The 24,462-nt window shown below is 59.8% G+C and carries 13 protein-coding genes; 6 read left to right on the plus strand and 7 right to left on the minus strand.

Going from position 1 to position 24,462, the window contains the following annotated elements:
- Window positions 1-31 precede the first annotated feature (31 nt).
- Window positions 32-346, minus strand: a complete 315-nt coding sequence (locus AC3ITA_RS12340) for an SCP2 sterol-binding domain-containing protein (RefSeq protein ID WP_007946492.1) — start codon at window positions 344-346, stop codon at window positions 32-34.
- A 64-nt stretch (window positions 347-410) separates the two neighbouring features.
- Entirely contained in the window at window positions 411-1,121 is a 711-nt protein-coding gene (locus tag AC3ITA_RS12345) for a histidine phosphatase family protein (protein ID WP_489280453.1), read from the minus strand.
- Between the two features lie 201 nt (window positions 1,122-1,322).
- Between AC3ITA_RS12345 and sohB the strand changes: the two genes are divergently transcribed.
- On the plus strand, window positions 1,323-2,345 hold the full coding sequence (gene sohB, locus AC3ITA_RS12350) for a protease SohB (protein ID WP_414927814.1): 1,023 nt from the start codon (window positions 1,323-1,325) through the stop codon (window positions 2,343-2,345).
- Window positions 2,346-2,487: 142 nt separating this feature from the next.
- Here sohB and AC3ITA_RS12355 read toward each other — a convergent pair whose 3' ends face one another.
- A complete protein-coding gene (locus AC3ITA_RS12355) occupies window positions 2,488-3,075 on the minus strand; it encodes a hypothetical protein (protein WP_414927815.1) in 588 nt (195 codons plus the stop codon).
- A gap of 286 nt (window positions 3,076-3,361) precedes the next feature.
- On the opposite strand from AC3ITA_RS12355, the gene AC3ITA_RS12360 reads away from it, so the two are divergent.
- Entirely contained in the window at window positions 3,362-7,249 is a 3,888-nt protein-coding gene (locus AC3ITA_RS12360; protein ID WP_489280455.1) for a dermonecrotic toxin domain-containing protein, read from the plus strand.
- Window positions 7,250-7,300: 51 nt separating this feature from the next.
- Here the strand turns inward: AC3ITA_RS12360 and AC3ITA_RS12365 are convergent, their stop codons facing one another.
- Complete coding sequence (locus AC3ITA_RS12365; RefSeq protein WP_095941879.1) at window positions 7,301-7,795, minus strand: DUF934 domain-containing protein; 495 nt, start codon at window positions 7,793-7,795, stop codon at window positions 7,301-7,303.
- Entirely contained in the window at window positions 7,779-9,437 is a 1,659-nt protein-coding gene (locus AC3ITA_RS12370; protein ID WP_095941880.1) for a nitrite/sulfite reductase, read from the minus strand. The genes AC3ITA_RS12365 and AC3ITA_RS12370 overlap by 17 nt, the downstream gene beginning before the upstream one ends.
- 522 nt (window positions 9,438-9,959) lie before the next feature.
- Between AC3ITA_RS12370 and AC3ITA_RS12375 the strand changes: the two genes are divergently transcribed.
- On the plus strand, window positions 9,960-11,045 hold the full coding sequence (locus AC3ITA_RS12375) for an ABC transporter substrate-binding protein (RefSeq protein ID WP_095941881.1): 1,086 nt from the start codon (window positions 9,960-9,962) through the stop codon (window positions 11,043-11,045).
- A gap of 6 nt (window positions 11,046-11,051) precedes the next feature.
- Here AC3ITA_RS12375 and AC3ITA_RS12380 read toward each other — a convergent pair whose 3' ends face one another.
- Complete coding sequence (locus AC3ITA_RS12380) at window positions 11,052-11,270, minus strand: DUF2970 domain-containing protein (protein ID WP_095941882.1); 219 nt, start codon at window positions 11,268-11,270, stop codon at window positions 11,052-11,054.
- 167 nt (window positions 11,271-11,437) lie between these two features.
- Here AC3ITA_RS12380 and AC3ITA_RS12385 point away from each other — a divergent pair, with 167 nt between their 5' ends.
- Together AC3ITA_RS12385 and AC3ITA_RS12390 are read left to right on the plus strand one after the other, a co-directional pair.
- Complete coding sequence (locus tag AC3ITA_RS12385; RefSeq protein ID WP_489280457.1) at window positions 11,438-15,763, plus strand: dermonecrotic toxin domain-containing protein; 4,326 nt, start codon at window positions 11,438-11,440, stop codon at window positions 15,761-15,763.
- A 43-nt stretch (window positions 15,764-15,806) separates the two neighbouring features.
- Complete coding sequence (locus tag AC3ITA_RS12390) at window positions 15,807-18,101, plus strand: NEL-type E3 ubiquitin ligase domain-containing protein (RefSeq protein ID WP_489280459.1); 2,295 nt, start codon at window positions 15,807-15,809, stop codon at window positions 18,099-18,101.
- Between the two features lie 152 nt (window positions 18,102-18,253).
- Here AC3ITA_RS12390 and metH read toward each other — a convergent pair whose 3' ends face one another.
- Window positions 18,254-21,964 carry a methionine synthase gene (gene metH, locus AC3ITA_RS12395; protein WP_150673385.1) on the minus strand — a complete coding sequence of 1,237 codons (3,711 nt, stop codon included), beginning with the start codon at window positions 21,962-21,964 and terminating at the stop codon, window positions 18,254-18,256.
- Between the two features lie 156 nt (window positions 21,965-22,120).
- Between metH and AC3ITA_RS12400 the strand changes: the two genes are divergently transcribed.
- Window positions 22,121-24,418: a fatty acid cis/trans isomerase gene (locus AC3ITA_RS12400; protein ID WP_489280462.1), complete on the plus strand. Its 2,298-nt coding sequence runs from the start codon at window positions 22,121-22,123 to the stop codon at window positions 24,416-24,418.
- Window positions 24,419-24,462: the final 44 nt, after the last annotated feature.

Here is a 24,462-nt window from a genome sequence, read left to right on the forward strand (position 1 = left end):
GGCACGCTCCCGACGGCCGGGAGTCAGGTGCTTACGACGGGAACAGCTCGGACAGTTTCATCGCCAGCATCATGTCGCCTTCAGCGCGCAGTTTGCCGCCCATGAACGCTTGCATGCCGTCAGTCGAACCATCGACGATGCCTTGCAGGGTTTCGCCGTCCATCACCAGAGTCACTTGGGCGTCCGGGTTCTCGCCTTCCTGCAGCTCGCAGGTGCTGTCCTTGACGATCAGCGAGAAGTTCTTGGTGTCGTCGATGCGGAAACCGAAGACCAGGTCCAGACCGGCAGCGGCGGCTGGGTTGAACTTGGCTTTCATTGCTTGTACGGCATCAGCTACGGAGGTCATGGTTCGATCCTTTCTTGGGTAATAAGAGCTGGGTGATTACAGCCAGGGTCACAATAGTCCGGACTCAGCGAAACGTGATGAGTTCCGGGGCCTTCAACAGTTGCAGGTGTGCATGACTGTTGAAGGAAGCCAGCGACACCTCGCGACCACGAAACTTAAGCTGGTTGAGCGAGGTGTTGACGATTTGCCAGTTCAATTCAAAGGCCTGCCGGGCAGGCATTTGCGTAATCAGGTGGAGCAGGGCGGTGATAGTGCCGCCGGAGGTGAACACGGCGATTTTCTGAGTGTTGTCGGCCTGGTCGAGGATGCGCTGCAAGCCCGCCTGCACCCGCTCGACAAACCCCAGCCAGCTTTCCAGGCCCGGTGTGTCATAGGTTCCGGCCAGCCAGCGCTCGATGATCAGGGCGAAGATACGCTGGAATTCACCACGGTTTTGCGCGGCGTTGCGCAGGATGTCCAGGGCTTCGGGTTCGTCCGGCAGCATGGCCGGCAACAGCGCGCGGATCACCGCATCGGCGTCGAACTCGTTGAAGGCGGAGTCGGTTTCCAGCAGCGGCACCGGCAGGCCCGCCGCGGCGAATTGTTCCAGTGCGCTGTTGGCCGTGTGCTGCTGGCGACGCAGGTCCCCCGCCAGGCAGCGGTCGAAGCTGATCCCGAGTTCGGCCAGGTGCCGGCCAAGGATTTCAGCCTGACGAATGCCGGTCGGCGACAGGACGTCGTAGTCGTCTGCACCGAAGGAGGCCTGGCCATGTCGAATCAAATAGATGCTGCCCACGTCCGCGTCTTCCCGGTACGTTGAAGGTTTGGCGAGGTTATGAGGATGGCGGTGTGCTGTCAATGAAAAAACATACGCTTGTTTGAAATGCTTGTTACAGGCCTATTGCCAGAGGTTTCACGGCTGGTCGCAAGGTCGGCGCATGGGTATGCTGGAGGTATCCCGCGCGCGATCATGCCGCGCATCGTTTGAGGAGTCCCTGTGGAGTTTTTTTCCGAGTACGCCATTTTTCTGGCCAAGACCGTGACCCTGGTGATCGCCATTCTGGTGGTCCTGGCCAGTTTTGCGGCCTTGCGCAGCAAGGGACGGCGCAAGTCGTCCGGCCAGTTGCAGGTCAGCAAGCTCAATGATTTCTACAAAGGGCTGCGCGAACGCCTGGAGCAGACCTTGCTCGACAAGGACCAGCTCAAGGCGCTGCGCAAATCGCAGGTCAAGACCGAGAAAAAACAGAAGAAAAAACCCGAGGCCAAACCACGGGTTTTCGTGCTGGACTTCGACGGTGACATCAAGGCGTCAGCTACCGACAGCTTGCGTCACGAAATCACTGCGCTGCTGACGCTCGCCACGCCAAAAGATGAAGTGGTACTGCGCCTGGAAAGCGGCGGCGGCATGGTTCACAGCTACGGCCTGGCGTCTTCGCAACTGGCGCGTATCCGTGAGGCTGGCGTGCCGCTGACCGTGTGCATCGACAAGGTGGCAGCCAGCGGCGGCTACATGATGGCGTGCATCGGCGAGAAGATCATCAGCGCACCGTTCGCTATTCTGGGTTCGATCGGCGTGGTGGCGCAGTTGCCCAACGTCAACCGCTTGCTGAAAAAGCACGACATCGACTTTGAAGTGCTGACCGCCGGTGAATACAAACGCACCCTGACCGTGTTTGGTGAAAACACCGAGAAAGGCCGGGAGAAATTCCAGCAAGACCTGGACATCACCCATCAACTGTTCAAGAACTTCGTGTCGCGCTATCGCCCGCAGCTGGCGATCGATGAGGTGGCCACCGGCGAAATCTGGCTCGGTGTCGCGGCGCTGGACAAGCGCCTGGTCGATGAACTCAAGACCAGTGACGAATACCTGGCAGAGCGCGCCAAGCAGTCCGAGCTCTATCACTTGCACTACGCCGAGCGTAAGAGCCTGCAAGAGCGTATCGGCATGGCGGCCAGCGGTTCGGTCGATCGCGTGTTGCTGAGCTGGTGGAGCCGTTTGACCCAGCAACGCTTCTGGTAATTATGCGCTCAATCAACTAAACGCTATTGTCCGCTTTTGTACCATGAACGATTAAAAGGCCTTGAACGATGCCATGCAGGCAATATTCAAGGCCTTTTTTATGGAGACTGAAAACTTAAGGGGGCAAGTGTTTATCCGTTGCTCAGTGCTGCCATGTTATTTTTGGAGTTCGGACAAGGCTGTTATTGATATTCCAATCCAGGATCCTTCCATTATCGCCATAAGTGGCCGACGCCTTGATCAGTGAATCGATGTCGGCAAAGCGAATTTCATCCATGGCGCTGATCAGTCCTTTTCTCAGATAAACACTATCGTCATCAACCGATATTGGAAACGCCGATGGTCCTGGCGCATGGCGATTGAACTGAAACTGGAATTTATAGAGGCGGTCGAGCATAAACATCCCGGGTTCATTGAGTTGCTCTTGTAATGTAGTCGGGAGATCAGGATATGAAGACCATGGCAGCTCTAAGCTGTCCATTTCACCTGGAACCTGTTTAAAGCCATTTGCCTCCAGGGCATCAAGCAGGTTATCGAGGCTCTTGAAGCGAACATCGTCAATTTTTGGCCATTCCTCGTGTTTAATATAGATGAGAGTGTTATCAGTCTTGATGGGAGTGTAGCCAATATCGCCATTGGCATCGCAGTATAAAATGGCGAGATAACTAAGATCTTCTTCTTTCCAAAGTGTCTTGAATGCGGAGTTTCGGGCTTGATCGGAAATATACATTGTGCAAAATCCTTTTGCGGTTAGTTGGTGGGGCAAACTCTATCGCGAAAAACTTAAAAGTATTGCTCGGAGTTTATTACTGGGGTTTTCAAGTCAATATTGCGACGTTGGCTGTCTGGCCGATTAGCTGGTTTGAGTTGTGTCCCGTTTTTTTGCCTGCGAACGCTTGCCCGATGTCCTCCACGGCCTGGCGAAATCTCCGTAGGCAGCAGGCGACCGTTCCTGCTTTCGGCAAGGTAGCGGCTGGTTATGTTGGTGTTCCAAAAACAGTTGCCATGGAACGCACATGAATGACCATCGGACACCGCTTCACGCCGAACATCTGCCGCTGGGCGAAACACTCAAGTCTGTGGTGAGCGCGGCTTTGCCGCAGTCTCCCGAGCAGTTCGGTGCACAGTTGATCAAGGAAAAATGGGGGCAGGACATCGATCCGCACACAGCGCTGCTGGTCACCCTGGATTATCGCTATCGCGGGCACCCGCCGCAGGACGGTATCGAGCAAGGCCAGGTGGCAAATTCGCAAACCCTGGTGCAGGCGTTGCTGAAGAACTACCAGAGTGTCGGTGACGGGCGTTTTGCCGAAAGTCTGTTTGGCTTGTTCACGCCGCCCGATGTCGGTCCGTCCATTCGCATCGTGGATCATGTCGATGAATTCGCCGACCACGGCAATGGCAACCACCACACCTACGAAGGCATCTATCGCCGGACCACGCCCCAGGTGTATGGGCCGGCAACACAAATTGCCCTGAGGCCGGCGGCGTTCAAACAGTGGGTATGGGATCTGGATCTGCAGACCCGCTATCAGGCTTACCTTGATCGCGCCTGGCCCTCCGATAAGCGAATCCTCCAGGCGGCGCCTTTCGATCTGAGAACCTCGGCCAGGGCCGCTTTCATCATGAGCGCCTGCCTGCAACATCAGGAGGGCAGTTTGAGTCAGGAGGGGCTGGCCCTGGCCATGCAGGCCGCCGGTTTGCCAGCGGAGCAGGCCTGGAGTGCGTTGACCATCGAACAGGTACAGGTACCCACTCGCGTCAGCCCGCCGATCGAGGTCGGGCGGCTGACGATCTATCGTTACACATCGGACGATATCTGGTGTTATTGCCACCGCCGCAGCGGCCGGATCTTGTTGAATATCCCCGGCAACTCCTCACCCTTGCATGAGTTCGCCGACTGGTCGCAGCTGCGCCAATGGGTCGTGGCCCAAGGCCGGGTTGTCGCGACACGGCAAGCGCTGGTCGCGCATTTTGCGGAGGACGATCGTGAAGACGGCACTTTCCATGCGGGCGTGTTGACGGCGCTGGACGGCATGGCGGTGTACCCGAAGGAACACTGGCTGAAAAAGAACGCGGGGTTCTTCAACAACGATGGTTTCTGGGACCCGCAGGACTACATAGACCTTGAGCGTGCGCCGTCCGATACCGATCCGTTCGCGCAACTGGTGCTGACCATGAAGCAGGCTTCCATGGCCAGCGTCAAAACCATCCGCGACGATGCCCAGGTCAATCGCGACAACCTGAGCGCGGTGGTGGAGCCGCTCGTGCAGTGGATCAACCGGCTGGGGCCTTTGGCATTGTTCATTCCGGGCGGTGAGGGCGTCCTGGTGCTGGCCGGGCTGATCGACGCCGGTTACGGCCTCGATCAGGCCATCAACGGTAAAACACCCGGGCAGCGCTCCGAGGGCGTGACGCGCACGGTGTTCGGCTTGCTCAATGCGCTCCCGTTGGCCGGGGCGGTGGCGGCACTCAAGGGCGAAGAAAAAATCGCCGGAACGCTGCACGAGCCGGGGGAACCGGGGAGCGAACCTCATCCCGGTGCGCCGGCCGAGCCCACGCCCGGTTCGTCTGCGGTGCCCATGCCGACGCGTGTGGAGCTGATGCGAGGCGTTTGCGCACCGCTTGCTGCCTTCAGTGACGAGGTATTGGCGCAGATCGCCCGGGTCAGCACGGTCGACGACGATATGTTGCGCCTGATGCAGACCGGTCGCGCGCCGACGCCGATGCTTGCCGACACCATCACTCGCTTCAAGCTCGATCAGGCGCTCGAGACCGTCGCCGATCCGCAAGCGCGGGCCGGATTGTTCAATGCCCGCTATCAGGCGCTCCAGCACACGGATCAGGATTGGATTCGCCTGTTCCAGCGCGAGTACCAGGGTTTGCCGAAAAGTGCCGTGGAGCAGATCCTCGACCGTTCGGGAGTCGACATCGATCGGCCCATCGATGCTGTCGAGGCACTGCAACTGTTCAAGCGCCTGGACAACAAGGCGCGCGAGTATCAGCAGCATGTACGACTCAACCGGGCCTATGAGGGCCTGTACTTGCGCTCGGTCAGTCATCCCGATTCCGATGTCCTGGCGCTGCATTCCCTGCAGCGTCTGCCCGGTTGGCCGAAAGGCTTGCGCATCGAGGTGCTCGACGGGTCGATCAGTGGCCGGGTCCTGGACCGTTGTGGCCCTCGTGATTCAGCGGATTGCCGGCGCTTGATCAAGGTCGGTGATCGCTATCGGCCTACCAGGGTGGCAGCTACCGACGGCGAGGGTTCGGGTCTGTTTACCGCGCTGGTCGATCTATTGTCCGGGGAGGAACGCGCGGCGATGTCGCTAAGCGCGTCCGACACGGCCAGCCAGTTGCGTTTGCGTATTGGCGCGCATGCCTTGTCCCGCGCCGAACTGTTGCTCGGCCTGGATCGAATGGATTCGCGGCTGTCGTTCGAAGCCGGGGGATTGCGCGGCGGCGGCTTTCCGAACACGCCACCGGGCGCTGTGCTGGCTCACGAAATCATGCGCATGCAGGTCAGGGATCTGTATCCGGAATTCTCCAATGCCCAGGCGGACGAGTTACTCCTGACGGCGGGTGCCGGGGCCCTGGCGCTGTTGGATCGCCTGACGCTCGAGGTGCGGCAGTTGCATGCCGATCTACGTCACTGGGTTGACCAGGCCGTGCTGGATGTCAATGACATGGACGTGGATTTTCTCGCGGTGGGCGATGATGACGCGGCGGGGATGAGTCCTCAGCAGGTGGCGGCGCACAATGCCGAACTGCTGCAAAACGTGATCGACTACGAGCGTGAAATGCGAACCGAACTGGGCGACGAACTGATGAGCATCTGGCAAAAGTGCCCGCCCCAGATCAATCGAGTCTTGTCCGGCGAGGTGTTGCTCGGTTACAGACTGGACCTGGGGTATCTGGACTACCACCGCTTGCCGACAATGAACGTTCGCTTCAATGAAGTCGTAGAGCTTTCGATGCCGCGCCTGCATATCGTCGAGCGGGAGAGCCTGAACGCTTTTCTCGATAGTTTCCCCAATCTGCACACACTTAACCTGAAAAGCGTCGATCTGCGTCGGTTCAATGCAGATGATGTGCTGGAGGCGGTATTGCCTCCACCTGTTCGGCAAATGACTCGTCTCACAACGCTTAACCTGAGTTCCACCTTTCTTCGGCTTCAGGAGAACACGGCTTCGCAGTTTCGTGATCTGGTGAATTTGCAAACGCTGGATCTGAGTGAAAACCCGTTGACTGTCCCGCCCGTGGTATTGGGGATGAATGAGTTGCGTGTGTTGAACCTGAGAAACACCGGGATCAGCCATTGCCCGATTGGTGTCGCCGATCAGCCTTGTTTCACCTCCCTGGACTTGCAAGGCAACCGGATCAGCCGGGTTCCCTACGCGATACTCAATCAGGCGGTCTCCCGGGACCGGGTGAAACTGTGGGGTAATCCACTGACGGATGAAGAGACGTTGCTGCGTCTGGTCGATCATCGTGAACGCACCGGCATCAATCTGTGGCTGAGCGAGCCGGGTGCCGATTATGGCAGTGCGACGCCCTGGCTGGAGGAGAGTGATGAAAGCGTTCGCGAAGCGCGGCAACAGATCTGGCAACGATTGGTCGCCCTGCCATCGGGCAGTGCGTTGCTCCGGGTCATGGATGGATTGAGCCTGACGGCGGATTTCCAGGTCGGCTACCGGTCGTTGCAGGCACGGGTATGGCGCTTGCTGCAGGAAGCGGATACGTCAGAAGAGTTATGGGGTTGGTTGCGTCAGTGTGTCGAAACGCGGAGGGGCGATGCGCAGAATCCGTTCCGGTTGTTCGTGGTGCTGGAGGATCGAGTCCGGCTGTACCGCGATTGGGTCGCCATGGGGCGGCCAATGCCGCTGGCCGACTATCCGCTGTTTTAACGGGGAGGGTGAAGCGCCTTGAACCCTTAGCCTGGGTCCAAGGCGTAACGGTCAGCGACGACGGAACAGCGGCAGCGGTTCGTCGGTAGCGGCCTGGTAGGTCACCGAGAAGTCCTTGAGGCCTTCAAGGGCTTCGTGCGGGTCTTTGTCGGCGCGAATGGCAAACGCGTCGAAACCACAGCGATGCATGTAGTACAACTGGTCACGCAGCACGTCGCCAATGGCCCGCAACTCGCCCTTGAAACCGTAACGGTCACGCAGCAGGCGGGCGTTGGAGTAGTTGCGGCCATCGGTGAATGCCGGGAAGTTCAGGGCAATGACCTGGAACTGCGCCACGTCTTCGCCGATTTCCTCGGCTTCTTCATCGGCGTCCAGCCAGATGCCCAGGCCGCCATCGCGGGCCAGGAGCATGCGGCTGTGTTCGCGCCACAGCTGCAACGGCACGATGAGGTCGTCGCAGTTGCTGATCTCATCGATGTTGAAGTCCTTGGGCAGCAGGTGCCAGGTCTCGTCGACGACCTCGTTGTTCTTAATGATTCGCTGCATAGACACGCTCCTTGAAGAGGTCGATACCAATACGCTGATAGGTGTCGATGAAGCGTTCGTCTTCGGTACGTTGTTCGATGTACACGTCGATCAGCTTTTCGATCACGTCAGGCATGGCTTCCTGGGCAAAGGACGGGCCGAGGATCTTGCCCAGGCTGGCGTCACGGCTGGCGCTGCCGCCGAGGGAAACCTGATAGAACTCTTCGCCTTTCTTGTCCACCCCCAGGATGCCGATGTGGCCGACGTGGTGGTGACCACAGGCGTTCATGCAACCGGAGATGTTCAGGTCCAGTTCGCCGATGTCGAACAGGTAGTCCAGGTCGTCGAAACGGCGCTGGATCGATTCGGCGATCGGGATCGACTTGGCGTTGGCCAGGGAGCAGAAGTCGCCGCCCGGGCAGCAGATGATGTCGGTCAGCAGGCCGATGTTCGGCGTGGCGAAGCCTTGCTCGCGCAATTCGCCCCACATGGCGAACAGCTTGTCCTGCTCGACGTCGGCCAGGATGATGTTCTGCTCGTGAGAGGTGCGCAGTTGACCGAAGCTGTAGCGGTCGGCCAGATCGGCCACGGCGTCGAGCTGTTTGTCGGTGATGTCGCCCGGTGCAACGCCGGTTGGCTTCAGGGACAAGGTCACGGCCACATAGCCCGGCTTCTTGTGGGCCAGGGTGTTGCGCACGCGCCAGCGGGCGAAGCCCGGGTGCTGCTGGTCGAGTTCGGCCAGGGCGGCGCTCTGATTGTCCAGGGCCTTGTAGTCCGGGTCGACGAAATGCTTGGCGACGCGCTGCACTTCGGCTTCGGTCAGCGTGGTCTGGCCACCGCGAAGGTGCTCCATTTCCGCATCGACTTTCTGTGCGAAGACTTCAGGCGTCAACGCCTTGACCAGAATCTTGATCCGCGCCTTGTACTTGTTGTCGCGACGGCCATAGCGGTTGTAGACCCGCAGGATGGCGTCGAGGTAGCTCAACAGGTCTTGCCACGGCAGGAATTCATTGATGAATGCACCCACCACCGGCGTACGGCCCAGGCCACCGCCGACCAGGACACGGAAGCCCAGTTCGCCCGCGGCGTTGTGCACCGGCTCAAGGCCGATGTCATGGACTTCGATGGCGGCGCGGTCGGAAGTCGAACCGTTGACGGCAATCTTGAATTTGCGCGGCAGGTAGGCGAATTCCGGGTGGAACGTGGTCCACTGGCGCACGATCTCGCACCATGGGCGCGGGTCGATCAGTTCGTCGGCGGCGACACCGGCAAACTGGTCGGTGGTGACGTTGCGCAGGCAGTTGCCGCTGGTCTGGATCGCGTGCATCTGCACGGTGGCCAGTTCAGCGAGAATGTCCGGAATGTCTTCCACGGCCGGCCAGTTGAACTGCACGTTCTGCCGGGTACTGATGTGGGCGTAGCCCTTGTCGTAGTCGCGGGCAATCCTGGCCATCATTCGCACCTGGCGCGAAGTCAGTTGGCCGTAAGGCACGGCGACTCGCAACATCGGCGCGAAACGCTGGATGTAAAGGCCATTTTGCAGGCGCAGGGGGCGGAATTCTTCTTCGCTCAGCTCGCCTGCCAGATAGCGTCGGGTCTGATCACGGAACTGCTTGACGCGGTCCTCGATGATCCGCTGATCGTATTCGTCGTATACGTACATATAAGTCCTGTTCTCAGGCTTGGGCCGGTCGGAAACAGCGGCGTATTTTGGCTTGCTGGCGTCCGATAAAACCTCGGCAATTCTGCGCGCACGGCCGCGCACTCCCTACGGAGCCGGGGCAAGATACCAGTTTGCAGTTATGCGTAAAAGTGATGTTTGAGCATATGTAAAGAACCAAATCGCCTAATGAGAATCGTTGTTGCAAAGACCCTGTTTGTGATGCGGGCAATCGTCGTCTTTACTCTGCTCGAGTCTTTATGCAATCACCGATAAAACCGACAAGAGGCGATGCAATGAGCAACCCAACCAAAGCACGGAAAAGCGATAGCACTGTTGATGCATGGGCCATTTTGTTCCTGATCATTCTGGTCGTGGGGACGGCTGTTTTCTGGGTCAGTCATCAGTAAGCGACCCCGTCCGGGCCCGGTTCCGACGATTGTCTGACAAAAACCGGAAAAATCGCCGTTTTGCGGATGTTCGCTGGCTATAATGCGCGGCGAATTTCCGGGGCTCGGACGACCAATGTTGAAGTTTCTGTGTGGCATATTACTGACACTGGGCATGGTGGTGGGACATTGTGCCCAGGCGGCGTCTGTGCTGTTCCTGAACCCGGGAACCCCCACGGAAGCGTTCTGGATGAGTTACTCGCAGTTCATGCAGGCCGCGGCGACCGACCTGGGGATGGATTTGCGCATCCAGTATTCCGACCGCATCTCTGAAAACACCATCGGCCAGGCTCGCGAAGCCCTTCAGGGCCACCATCGCCCCGACTACCTGGTCTTCGTCAACGAGCAATACATCGCCCCCGAAATCCTGCGGCTGGCCAAAGGCAGTGGCGTGAAGCTGTTCATGGTTAACAACGCCCTGACCCCGGATCAGATGAAGTTGATCGACGCCCGTCCAGACAAATATCCCGATTTGCTCGGCAGCCTGGTGCCCAACGACGAGGAGGGCGGCTACCTGATGCTCAAGGAGTTGATCCGCCAGCACGGCCCGGTGGCCCCCGGCCAGACCATCGAGTTGCTGGCTTTTTCCGGATTGAAGATCACCCCGTCCGCGCAATTTCGCGAGAAGGGCATGCGGCGTGCCTTGGCCGAGCACCCCGAGGTGCGTTTACGGCAACTGGTGTACGGCGGCTGGACCCGGCAGCGTGCCTATGAGCAGGCCAGGTTGCTGTTCAAGCGCTACCCGCAGACGTCGCTGGTCTGGGCCGCGAATGACGAAATGGTGTTCGGCGTGATGCAGGCGTATGTCGAAGCGGGAGGTGTGCCAGGCAAGGGCGCGCTGTTCGGCGCGATCAACAATTCACCCGCGGCGTTGCAGGCGCTGCTGGACCATCGCCTGAGTGTCTTGCTGGGCGGGCACTTCAGCCTCGGTGGCTGGGCGCTGGTGCAATTGCATGACTACGATGAAGGCGTGGACTTCAGCCAGTACGGTGGCCGTGATCGCCAGATCCCGTTGTTGCAACTGATCGATCGGACACAGGCCAGGCGACTGCTGGCGATGGGCACTGCGCAGGACTTCGGCGTGGATTTCCACAAACTCTCGGCCAAGGGGCGTCCCGCGTCCTGGCGTTACCCGTTCACCCTGCAGACCCTGATGCACTGAGTACCGTCAAACCCCGGCCAGAAGCAGTACCAGCTTGACGATGCCGAACAGCGTCAATGCAAACACCGCCGTGAACACAATCCCCAGAATCACGAAATGACTCGGCTTGCCGTGAGTGAAATCACGGGCCCGGTTCTTCCCGCTCTGCACCCCGAACGCCGCCGCCATGACACTGTGCAGCATTTGCCAGAAGGTCGGTGGCTTGTTGTTGCCCGGATCGTCCATAAAACCCTCGCCTGAAATTGGGTCCCCACAGCATAGCCAATCTGCCGATTCATGCCGTGGCTGCCTGAAACGCTTTGTCTCGCCTTTTCGAACTTGCGGTAACTATGTACCGCAGGTGTCCAGGCTCGGGGTGGTGTCCTGTCGCTCCATTTACCAGGAGAGACAGTATGAGCATTTCATCCCGCACTTCGTCCCCGACGTCGAAGGTGCAGTCGCCTATTGAAGGTTCAGTGTCGAAGCCGTTGCTGCCCGGCAAAAGCAGTATGCACAGTGAATTGCTTGAACGCATGACCCCCGATTGGTTGATCGACGCCACGTCGCCAAGGCGCGCCGCGATCAAAGATAGCGCAACACGCCTGCCTGACTGGTACCGGCACGCATCCGGCGCGCAACAGCAGGCACTGAGGGAATGCTTCAACGCCAGTTTTATCTCGCAGACCCGGCTGGACCAGGCAATGTCCGCGCTGCACGACGCCGAAACATTCGCCGGGCCGATATTGACCAAGGCTCTCAAGGACAGGTTCTCGATCGACGTCGATGTCAACAAGACCTGGGTGTGCCTGCGGCGCCCCCTGGAGGTTGGCGTGCTCGAAGTCGAAATCACGTCTTTCGAGGTGTTGAAGCTGTCCTTGCTCCAGGCAGCATTGCACAACTTTGAGGCCTCGGAGTGTGAAGAAGGGGCCTTCCACCGTGATTCAGGCTTCGTCGTCGAAACGTCGACCCCCGGTACATTCCGGGATGTTGCGCTGGACATGACGGTCAGGCAGTTCTTGTCGCTGTGCAGAACCCTGGACATCGGAGCGCAGTATCAAACCTGCGTGAACGGATTTTTCCAGCCAGCCGATACGCAGGCGCAAGCCAACCTGCGCGAGCAATTCATCGACAGCCAGAAAACCGCGATGAGGGCGGCTGCCGAGTTGGCGTTGTTGAAAAAGGACATCGAACCGCAAGACTATTCGATGATCCTTTCGGTCATTGGCGGGGAAGTCCACCCCCGGATGGGCGACAGACAGGTCTGGTTCCGCGACCTCATCTTGATGAAGCGCCGGATGACCGGCTGTGTGGTGTTCAGCATCAGCGAACAGTATCGCTACACCAGCGATTTCATCGTCTACATTCCCCATGATCCCGAACATCCGCTCAAGCGCTACACCTCGGCGCAGTTGCGTGACGAATTCAAGCGCCAGTTCACGGCCGGCAATTCACGGTCCGCAAGCGATGGCAAGCCGACCGCGCACCAGCGGTTTTTCAGTCAATTCGTGGCTTACGCCGACCGCCCTTACTACTTCAGCCAGTTCACCCGCAAGGCCGCGGATTCTCCGAGCGATCCGTTGCACTCCATCTGGGTCAAGGTCGCCCGGTACATTCCACCGGCCTCTACGTTCGTCGGTATCAAGGAACTGCCCCCTGAGATCCAGGGCAAGCGCGAACCGGTGGAAGATCCTTACCTGGACCCAATGGGCACGACGCGTAAAGACGTAGCCGGAATCTGGTCCGCCAACACCGATCTGTGGACTTATCTCTACGAGCAAAACCGCGCCAAGGTCATTGCCGATGCGCGCAGCCATGCCGTGCCCACGGCTGACGTCGATGCAAAGGTGCGGGCAGAAAAGCTCAATCACCTGATGGAAATCGGCATGCTGGGCTTGAACTTGGTGTCGATGTTCGTGCCGGTGCTGGGTGAGATCATGCTGACGGTGATGGCCGGGCAATTGCTGTATGAATCGTTCGAAGGGGTTATCGAATGGAGTGAAGGTGATCGCGTTGCTGCCAAGGCGCATTTGGTCGATGTGGCAGAAAACCTGGCGCTGATGGCGGTAATGGCCGGGGGCGGCAAGGTACTGGGCAAGAGGGTGCGGGTTGCACCCGAGCCCGTGATCGAAGGGCTGGACGCCATCAAGCGCCCCGATGGTGCGACACGGCTGTGGAAACCCGACCTGAAGGCCTATGAGTCCAGCGTTGTGTTGGACGATGAAATCGTCCCCAATGCCCTGGGACAGTTTCGTGCGAACCGCAGGACTTACATCCGCCAGGCGGGCAAGGTGTATGAGATCACCTTTGATTCATCGGTGAGAAAGTGGCGCATCAAACACCCTTCCGATACCGGGGCCTGGCGACCGATTCTCGAACACAACGGCCACGGTGCCTGGCGCCATACGCTGGAGCGTCCTCTGAAGTGGGACCGACTGACCCTGTTGCGGCGCATGGGCCACGCGACCGAAGCCCTGACGGACGAACAACTGCTCACCATCGCCGATGCCAGCGGTATCAGTGACAATGCCCTGCGCAAGATGCACCTGGATCACCTGCCGCCACCTCCGGGGCTGGCCGATTTGTTGTCGGCGTTCGAGGCTGGCCCGGGGAGCACCGAGGCGGGCAAGGGGCCGGTGGCGATGTTGCAGCGTGCTTGCCCGGGGCTGAGTGAATCCGCTGCCCACAGGGTTTTGCTCGATGCCAATGCCGAGGAACTGGCGCGGTGGCAAGCGACGCGGCGGATCCCCTTGAACATGCTTGAAGAGGCCCGCTGGTATGCACGGCAAGGGCGCGTCAACCGTGCATTTGCCGGGTTGCCTCTGGAGCGCATGGCGTCGGCGGACAGCCGATGGCTTGCACTGCATTCCCTGGAAAAGCTGCCGGGCTGGTCCGACAGCGTGCGCCTGGAAGTGCGCGACGGCCACGTCGAGGGGCCGCTGATCGATGGCATTGGCAGTGAGACTGCCGACACGCGCAAATATGTGGTCAAGAAAGGGCCGGCTTACCAGGCGTTTGATGAGCGCGGTGAGGCGCTCAACGGCATTCCTCGAGATGGCGACAATTTTTACTCGTCGATCATGCATGCCTTGCCCGACGAGGCGCGCCAGGCGCTGGGCGTTCCCCACGTGGCTCAGGGCAGCCAGTTGCGCACGGCAATCATCGACCATGCCTTCGCCCATCGTGCCGAGCTGGCACAGAGCCTGGAGGCACGTACTGACAAGCATGCGACGTTCAAGCCGCCGGTTCGGGTCAACGAACGGTTGGTGGGGTACTACGCCAGCGGGCGCGGGCAAGGGATCAACCCTTCGCTGGCAACGCGGGTACGGGATGTCTATCCGGCGCTGACCGAACAGCAGGCCAACGGATTTGTCCTGGCGCAGTTGCGGGCGGGAAAAACCGACGCGCAGATTTACGGTTTGTTGCAGGCCCGCCTGCGCGAGTGGGAGGCGCTGGAAACGACGCTCGATCATTGGGTTGGCGAGCCATCGTCGGGCTCTGCCCTGGAGCGCATGTTGGGCGGCAAGGCCTCGGTCGCGCAGAGTCTCAAGGATAGCTGGCGCAACTCGCCGTTGGCCGCGGAGCACGCGCGCTTCACATTGCTTGACCTGACCTGTGATGAAGCGCTGCCTGCGTTGTCGGCGGATTTTTCCCATGTGCGTGATCTGTACGTCCGGGGCCGGTGCATCACCGACGCCAATGCCGATGCACTGCTGGGCAATTTCCCCAGGTTGAGAAAACTGCGGATCACCGCCACGGGTAATCAGTTCAGCAATGTGCCCGAGGTCATCGGCAGGATGCCGGAGCTCACCGACCTGAACCTGTATTCATCCGCTCCCTACGCCGCCGACATGCCGTCGAGGCTGGGTGCGCTGACCAGGCTTGAGTACCTCAATGTCCATTGTTCGGGGTTCGCGCCGATTGCGCTGGATGTCAGCCAATTGCGCAATCTGCGCCTGTTGGAAGTGCTTGCACCTTCGTTGTTTGAATGGCCCGCCGGGGTTCTCGATCTGCCGCGACTTGAGCGATTGAATCTCAAGGGCACCGGGATCAGAACCTTGCCCGACGGCATTTTCAGCGGACATGAAAAACTCTGGTCCGGACTGTCGCTGGACTGGTCGAATTTCCTTCGTGAAAACTTCAGGCCGGCGTATGAGTACGCCAAACGGCAATCCCCACACCGTGTTGATCTCGAGACAATGGTCAGTGATTACAGCAAGGGTGAGTTGAGACGCCTTGGGGATGGCTCCAACGAGAATTACGAGGCGTTACTCACTCAGTTTGTCGAGCAGTGGCAGGACGCCGAGGCGAGGTACGGGGCGATCGAAGCCTTGAGTGAGCAACACCATGTACTCAACCGCAACCTCAACGACTGGTCCTATCGTGTGTTTAAGGTACCGACGGCGATCAACGAAATGACAGGTCGGACATTGGCGGCGAATTCCCTGAGAGCCTGCTGGCGCAACGGCGTTTTCAAGCGCTACGGCGCCACAGTCAATGCCTCGGTGCTCGACTTGCCCAATCTGGGGCTCAGTGATTTTCCCGAGCTGCCGGCCGGTGCTTTCCAAGAGGTGCGAACGTTGTATCTGAGGGGGAGTAAAGCGCCCGCAGCACAGATTCGCGGTTTCATCAGCGGGTTTTCCGGTCTTCAAGCACTCGACTTGCGTAGTTGCGGCCTGACTGAAATCCCCATCGGTCCCCGGCGATCTCGGAAAATTGACTCAGCTGGATCTCTCCAGTAACGGGATTGTTGTCGATCCAGGGGTTCAGCAAGGTCTTGATGGGTTGCAGACGCTTGAGTATCTGGACCTGAGCAGCAACCCCCTGAACACCCTGGACCTCAGCGCAATGGCTCACCTCAAGGCCTTGAACCTGCGCGCGACTGGGCTGAGGGAATGGCCGGCAGGTGCTCAGAGCTTGCCGGAGCTGACCTGGCTGGACTTGCGCGACAGCAGGATTTCCGAGCTGCCGGTGGCGGTGCTGGAAAACGAGGTGTTGCTCAAAACCAATCTCGGCGGTTCGCCATTGACCCCTCAGGCTGGCGCAATGCTCCGGACCGCCTGGCAGCGAACGGAATTGGCCAGGGGGCTGCCAGAGGGCACCCTGCAGCGGTTCGACATGGAACCGATACCGCTTGCTTTCCCTCCGCCCGAGAGTGGGTTTTCCATTGCGCAGCATTTGCTGGTGCTGCCTGAGGTTCCGGCGGGAGAGGGGGGCGAGGTTCTGACAAAACGCCTGCAACGTTTGAAGCCGACACTGGCCGATGATGAAGCCTTGCAAGCACTGGAACAGATGCGTGAGCGCGGGGCGACCGAGGTGCAAATCAGCGAGCGCCTTGCCGGTTGGGAACAAAGCTTCGAAGCGCTTATCCGTCAGTTGAATGGCTGGATCTTTACACGGGGAGTCCGCGGCACAGGCTGGACAACGTCCTCAAGCATTCGCAGGTTGGGCGCCTTGCGCATCCTCGAATGCTGGCGCGAAGGCCTGGCTGGCGTGGAGAGGGTAGCCGATGCCGTATTGGATCTGAGCGGCCTGCAACTGGGTGATCTCCCGGAGATGCCGACAACGTTCGAGCACGTCGGCAGGTTGAACCTGACCGGTGTAGTACTGACCCGGGCAGGCTCCGACGGGTTCCTCACCGCCTTTACCCGGCTCAAGACCCTGGAACTCAACGGCAATGGGCTGGAGGCCATACCCGAGCCGGTCCAGCACATGGGTACGCTCGAACGCCTTGAACTGACTTCGAACCGGCTGAGTGATGCCGAACACCTGTACGCCTCGTTGAGCAATCTGGAACGTCTGAACCGTCTTGACCTGGGCTACAACGAACTGGACTCCTTCGATCTCGACATTTTCGAAGCGCTGGTGACACTCGATCTGCGCAATAACTATCTGACGCAATGGCCGGGGGGCGTGCTGGATGCGGCCCACCTCAGAGTCCTGAATCTGAGTGGTAACTACATCACATCGGTTCCGGCGCAGGTTCTGGATGGCAATCACAATGTCCTTATGATCGGCATCGACCTGAGTGACAACAACCTGGCGCTCGAGAGTCTCGAGCGCTTGAGGGCCTACCGAGACTCGGGAGCACGGGACACCGTGCTGGGGATCTCGCGGACTGAACTCGACGAGGCGCTGGATGATGCTCACGACCAAAGCGACAGCATCGAGTCGGATGAAGAGCTGCCTGAGGTTGAGCCTGATTCCGCGCAAAAGGCCCCTTGGTTAACCAATTTGACCCCGGAGGAGTTGGCCGGTAAAAGCCGGATCTGGGATCAACTGGCGGCCGAGCCGGACAATGCCGCGTTCTTTCATTTGCTATCACGATTGCAGGACACCCAGGAGTTCCGGGTGGCCAATGCCGACTTGACGCGACGGGTCTGGACAGTGATGGAAGCCGCGGCCAGTAACAGCGAACTTCGGGAAGTCCTGTTCGCCAGTTCGGCTACCCATGGCACCTGTGTCGACGGGCGAATCCTCACGTTCAGCGGGCTGGAAAGCAAAGTGTTCACCCACAATGCCTTGCTCGACATGCCGCCTGGAGGCTTGAGTGTGAAGGGCCAGGCATTGCTGAAACTGTCCAGGCAGTTGTTTCGACTGGACAGGATCGATGATCTGGCGACCAAGGCCGCGGCGAATACCGGCGAGGATGAGGCCGAGGTGCGCCTGGGCTATCGAATCGGCCTGACTTCAGGCTGGGATGACGGTCTGACCTTGCCGGGGCAGCCGAAACACATGACCTATGCCTCTGGTGTCACGCGGCAACAACTGGTGGACGCGCGCGTGGAGGTCGGTAATGCGGAGCGGTCCGACGGGTTTTTCGAAGACTTGATCCAGCGCGACTATTGGGTGGATTACCTCAAGGAGAAATACCCTGAAGAGTTCAGGGCACTCGATGAGGCGCAGAGTCAGGCAGGGGAGGATGACGGTGCCGATAGCGCCGATGATGGTGCATTCCTGAACCTGCTGTTCGAACAGGCGGCGGCGCGCAACGCGAAGATGATCGAGTTGTCCCGCAAGGAGGTTTTGGAACAGGCGGGTGGGGAGCCGCAGCCAGGGACATCGGCCAGGAATAGCTAAATCAGCCGCTGGCTAACTAATGTAGGAGCGAGCCTGCTCGCGATAGCGGTCTATCAGTCAACATTAATGTTGAATGTTACTCCGTCATCGCGAGCAGGCTCGCTCCCACAAGGGATCTTTACCGACCACGATGTTGTGGTCGGCAAAGCAGTTTAGTTGTCGTAACCCAGGTTCGGCGCCAGCCAGCGCTCGGTCACGCTCAATTCCTGACCTTTACGCGAGGTGTAGCTCTGCACCTGGTCCTTGTCGACCTTGCCCACGGCAAAGTATTGCGCCTGCGGGTGGGCAAAGTACCAGCCGCTGACTGCCGCCGCCGGGAACATCGCGTAGTGCTCGGTGAGGAACACGCCGCTGCGGCCTGCGCGCATTTCCTGGGCCTCTGGATCAAGCAGGGCGAACAGTTGGGCTTTCTCGGTGTGATCCGGGCAAGCCGGGTAGCCCGGTGCCGGACGGATACCGCTGTACTGCTCCTTGATCAGTGCCTCGTTATCCAGCGCTTCATCCTTGGCATAACCCCAGTAGTCTTTACGCACCTGCTGGTGCAGCCACTCGGCGCAGGCCTCGGCCAGGCGGTCGGCCAGGGCCTTGACCATGATCGAGTTGTAATCGTCGCCGGCGTCCTGGTAGGCCTTGGCCACTTCTTCGGCGCCGATCCCCGCGGTGGTGATGAAACCACCCACGTAGTCGGTCACTTCACTGTCCTTTGGCGCGACAAAGTCGGCCAGGGAGAAGTTCGGCTTGCCGTCGGTCTTGATGATCTGCTGGCGCAGGTGATGCAGCTTGGCCATCGGCTTGCCGTCATCGCCATAGAGCTCGATGTCGTCGTCATGCACCTGGTTGGCCGGCCAGAAACCGAACACTGCGCGGGCGCTGATCAGCTTCTCGTCGATCAGTTTGGTCAGCATTTCCCGAGCGTCTTTATAGAGCGAGGTGGCGGCTTCACCGACCACTTCGTCCTGGAGGATGCGCGGGAACTTGCCGGCCAGATCCCAGGATATGAAAAACGGTGTCCAGTCGATGTACTCGGCCAGGACGTTGAGGTCGATGTTGTCCAGCACCCGGGTGCCGGTGAAGGTTGGCTTGACCGGTGTGTAGCTGGCCCAGTCGAATTGCGGCTTCTTGGCGATGGCCGCGCCATAGCTCAGGCGTTCGGTGCGGGCGCTGCGGTTGGCAGTGCGCTCGCGAACCTCGATGTAGTCCTGGCGGGTCTTCTCGACGAAACCGGCCTTGAGCTCCTTGGACAGCAACTGCGTCGCCACGCCCACGGCGCGGGAGGCGTCGGTGACGTAGATCACTGCATCGTTGCTGTACTTGGGCTCGATCTTCACCGCTGTGTGCGCCTTGGACGTGGTCGCACCACCGATCATCAACGGCAGGTGGAAGTCCTGTCGCTGCATTTCGCGGGCAACGTGGACCATCTCATCCAGCGACGGGGTGATCAGGCCGGACAGGCCAATGATGTCGCACTTCTGTTCTTTGGCCACTTGCAGGATTTTTTCCGCCGGCACCATCACGCCGAGGTCGACGATGTCATAGCCGTTGCAACCCAGCACCACGCCAACGATGTTCTTGCCGATGTCGTGCACGTCGCCTTTGACGGTCGCCATCAGGATCTTGCCCTTGGCCTCTGGCTTGTCGCCTTTTTCCAGTTCGATGAACGGGATCAGGTGCGCCACGGCCTGCTTCATCACGCGAGCGGATTTCACCACTTGCGGCAGGAACATTTTACCGGCGCCGAACAGGTCGCCGACGATGTTCATGCCGGCCATCAACGGGCCTTCGATCACTTCGATCGGGCGGGCGAAGGACTGGCGCGACTCTTCGGTGTCTTCAACGATATGGGTGGTGATGCCTTTGACCAGCGCATGCTCCAGACGCTTGTTGACGTCCCAGTTGCGCCACTCTTCGGTCTCGGCTTCCTTGACGCTGCCGTCGCCCTTGTACTTGTCGGCGATGGCGAGGAGGGCGTCGGTGCCTTCCGGGGTGCGGTTGAGGATCACGTCTTCGACGGCGTCGCGCAGCTCCGCCGGGATCTGGTCGTAGATCTCCAGTTGCCCGGCGTTGACGATGCCCATGGTCAACCCGGCGCGGATCGCGTAGAGCAGGAACACCGAGTGAATCGCCTCGCGCACCGGGTTGTTGCCACGGAACGAGAACGACACGTTGGACACGCCACCGGAGGTCAGCGCATACGGCAGTTCGTCACGGATATAGGCACAGGCGTTGATGAAATCGACGGCGTAGTTGTTGTGTTCTTCGATACCGGTGGCGACGGCGAAGATGTTCGGGTCGAAGATGATGTCTTCCGGCGGGAAGTCCACTTCGTTGACCAGAATGTCGTAGGAGCGCTTGCAGATTTCCTTCTTGCGCGCTTCGGTGTCGGCCTGGCCGGCTTCGTCGAAGGCCATCACCACCACCGCAGCGCCATAGCGCTTGCACAGCTTGGCGTGATGGATGAACTGCTCGACGCCTTCCTTCATGCTGATCGAGTTGACGATGCCCTTGCCCTGGATGCACTTGAGGCCGGCTTCGATCACTTCCCACTTGGAGGAGTCGATCATGATCGGTACGCGGGAGATGTCCGGCTCGCCGGCAATCAGATTGAGGAAGGTCACCATGGCCTTCTTCGAATCGAGCATCCCTTCGTCCATGTTGATGTCGATCACCTGGGCACCGGCTTCGACCTGCTGCAGGGCGACTTCCAGGGCTTCGGTGTAGTTGTCTTCGCGGATCAGGCGGGCGAACTTGGCGGAACCGGTGATGTTGGTGCGCTCGCCGACGTTGACGAACAGCGAGCTGCGATCGATGGTGAACGGCTCAAGGCCCGAGAGGCGGCAAGCCTTCGGGATGTCCGGAATCTCGCGCGGCGCATAACCGGCCACGGCCTTGGCGATGGCTTCGATGTGGCCCGGCGTGGTGCCGCAGCAGCCGCCGACGATGTTGAGGAAGCCGCTCTGGGCGAACTCTTCGATGACCTTGGCGGTTTCCGACGGCAGTTCGTCGTACTCACCGAATTCGTTCGGCAGGCCGGCGTTCGGGTGCGCGGAAACGTGGGTGCCTGCCTTGTTCGACAGTTCTTCGAGGTACGGGCGCAATTCGCGGGCGCCGAGGGCGCAGTTCAGGCCGACGGAAATCGGCTTGGCGTGGGCCACGGAGTTCCAGAACGCTTCGGTGGTCTGGCCCGACAGGGTGCGGCCCGAGGCATCGGTGATGGTGCCGGAAATCATGATCGGCAATTCAATGCCCAACTCCTCGAACACGCCTTGCACGGCGAAGATCGCGGCCTTGGCGTTGAGGGTGTCGAAAATGGTTTCGATCAGGATCAGGTCGGCGCCGCCTTCGATCAGGCCTTTGGTGGACTCGGTGTAGTTCTCCACCAGTTCATCGAAGGTCACGTTGCGGTAGCCGGGGTTGTTCACATCCGGGGACAACGAGCAGGTACGGCTGGTCGGGCCGAGCACGCCGGCGACGAAGCGCGGCTTGTCCGGGGTTTCGAGGGTCTTGGCGTCGGCAACCTTGCGCGCCAGGCGTGCGCCTTCTACGTTTAACTCATACGCCAGGCCTTGCATGCCGTAGTCAGCCAGGGAAATCCGGGTGGCGTTGAAGGTATTGGTTTCCAGAATGTCGGCGCCGGCGTCCAGGTAGGCTTTTTCAATGCCGCCAATCACGTCCGGACGAGTCAGTACCAACAGGTCGTTGTTGCCTTTGACGTCGCTTGGCCAGTCAGCGAAGCGTTTGCCACGGTAATCCTGCTCTTCGAGCTTGTAGCTCTGGATCATCGTGCCCATACCGCCATCGAGAATCAGGATGCGCTCTTTGAGGGCGTGCTTGAGAGCTTGAAGGCGAACGCTGCGATCGGACATTTGGACTACTCGGTAAGACCATGACGAAGGGCCGGGATGATAGCAAACCTGTGCGCTTTTGGAGCATGACTCGAATTTGCATGAATATCGTTCATGTTGGTAAGGATGACAGACCGGTAGAATCGCGGCGTTTTTTCAGGATTCAGGACCAGGGACATGTCGTATCGCTTCGTCATCGGCACATTGCTGCTGTTTTTAAGCTGGGGCGCCGTGGCGCAAGGACCGGCGATTTCCTCTGCCATTTCATACAGCCGCGACATTCAACCGATCTTCACTGAAAAGTGCGTGGCCTGCCACGCCTGCAACGACGCCGCCTGTCAGCTCAACCTGGGCAGCGGTGAGGGCGCGGCACGTGGTGCGACGAAAGTCCCGGTTTATGACGGTGACCGCACTAAAGCGGTGGCACCAACCCGACTGTTCTATGACGCCTCCGGCAAACAGGCCTGGCAGCAAAAGGGCTTCTATTCGGTGCTCGATGCCCAGGGCAGCCAGGCTGCACTGATGGCGCGGATGCTGGAGCTTGGCCACAGGACTCCGTTGCAACCCAACGCGAAACTGCCGGAGGACATCGTCCTGGGCCTGAATCGGGAAAACATGTGTGCCATGCCCGCAGAGTTCGACGGCTACGCCGCCAGGCATCCGAAGGAGGGCATGCCGCTGGCAGTGACCGGCCTGACCGACCTGCAGTACCAGACGCTGCAACGCTGGCTGGCGGCGGGCGCGCCGATTGATCAGCAGGCGCTGGCGCCCAGCGCCAGGGAAGCCTTGCAGGTGGTGCAATGGGAAAATCTGCTCAATTCGCCGGGCGCCCGGGAAAGTCTGGTGGGGCGCTGGCTGTACGAGCACTGGTTCCTCGCCCATCTCTACTTCAGGGACGGCGAGCCTGGGCATTTCTTCCAGTGGGTGCGTTCGCGCACCCCGAGCGGCCAGCCGATCGACCTGATCAACACCCGTCGCCCCAACGATGATCCGGGCACGGAGTTCTACTATCGCTTGTGGCCGGTGCAGGGCGTGATCGTGCACAAGACCCACATCACCTATCCGCTGAGTCCAGCAAAGCTGGCGCGGGTCAAGAGCCTGTTCTACAGCGGCAACTGGCAGGTCGACGCGTTGCCGGGCTATGGACCGCAGAGCCGGGCCAACCCGTTTGCCACCTTCGAAGCGATTCCGGCCCAGGCGCGCTATCAGTTCATGCTCGATAATGCCGAGTACTTCGTGCGCACCTTTATCCGTGGGCCGGTGTGTCGTGGTCAGATCGCCACGGACGTGATCCGCGATAATTTCTGGGCGCTGTTCCAGGCGCCCGAGCACGACCTGTATGTCACCGATCCGAACTATCGCGGGCAAGCCACGCCGTTGCTGGCCATGCCGGGGCAGAACGATGATGTCGGCAGCGTCCTCAGCCTGTGGCACGACTACCGCGACAAGCGCAACGAATACGAAGCCTTGCGCCGGGACAGCTACGCCGATGAGCCGGCGCCGAGCTGGTCGACCCTGTGGGCCGGCAACGACAATGCGTTACTGAGCATCTTCCGCCATTTCGACAGCGCTTCGGTGACCAAAGGCCTGATCGGTGAGGTGCCGCAAACCATATGGCTGTTCGACTATCCGCTGCTGGAGCGCACCTACTATCAACTGGCGGTGAACTTCGATGTGTTCGGCAACCTGTCCCACCAGGCCCAGACGCGCCTGTATTTCGACCTGATCCGCAACGGTGCCGAGCAAAATTTCCTGCGCCTGATGCCCGCCGATTCCCGGGACGACTACCTGGATGACTGGTATCAGAATAGTGGCAAGTTCAAGATGTGGCTGGACTACGAGACCATCGATGACGATAAACCGACCGCGCTGAGTCTGAACCCGGCTGATCCCAAGCGTGACTTTGCCCATCAGTTGCTGGCCCGATACGGCGACCTTAATGCCAGGCCCGACCCGATCAACCGTTGCGATGGCGCTTACTGTTCGCGGCCGAACATCGACCCGGACCTGCAAAGTGCCGAGCAGGCGTTGAGCCGCCTGACTTCGCGTCCGGCCGCCGGGCTGAAGGTCATCGATCAGTTGCCGGAAGCCACCCTGCTGCGTATCGAAACCAGCAGCGGCAAGCGAGAGGTCTATAGCCTGCTACGCAATCGTGCGCACAGCAATGTGGCGTTTTTGCTCGGTGAGTCACTGCGCTACCAACCAGGTCTCGACACCCTGACGATTTTCCCGGGGGTGCTCAGCAGCTACCCGAACTTCATGTTCAACATCCCGGCCGGGCAAGTGCCGGCCTTTGTGGATGCGATGGAAAGCGCCAAGGACAGCGACAGCTTGGAGAAAATCGTCGAACGTTGGGGAATACGCCGCAGTCATGCGCAATTCTGGTTCTATTTCCATGACCTGAGCCGCTATATCCAGGAAAACGATCCGGTGGAAGAGGGCGTGCTGGACATGAACCGCTACGAGAACCTCTGATCCGCCACAAATCCCCTTGTAGGAGCGAGCTCGCTCGCGATGGT

It is taken from the genome of Pseudomonas sp. GL_090 (genome assembly GCF_057837765.1).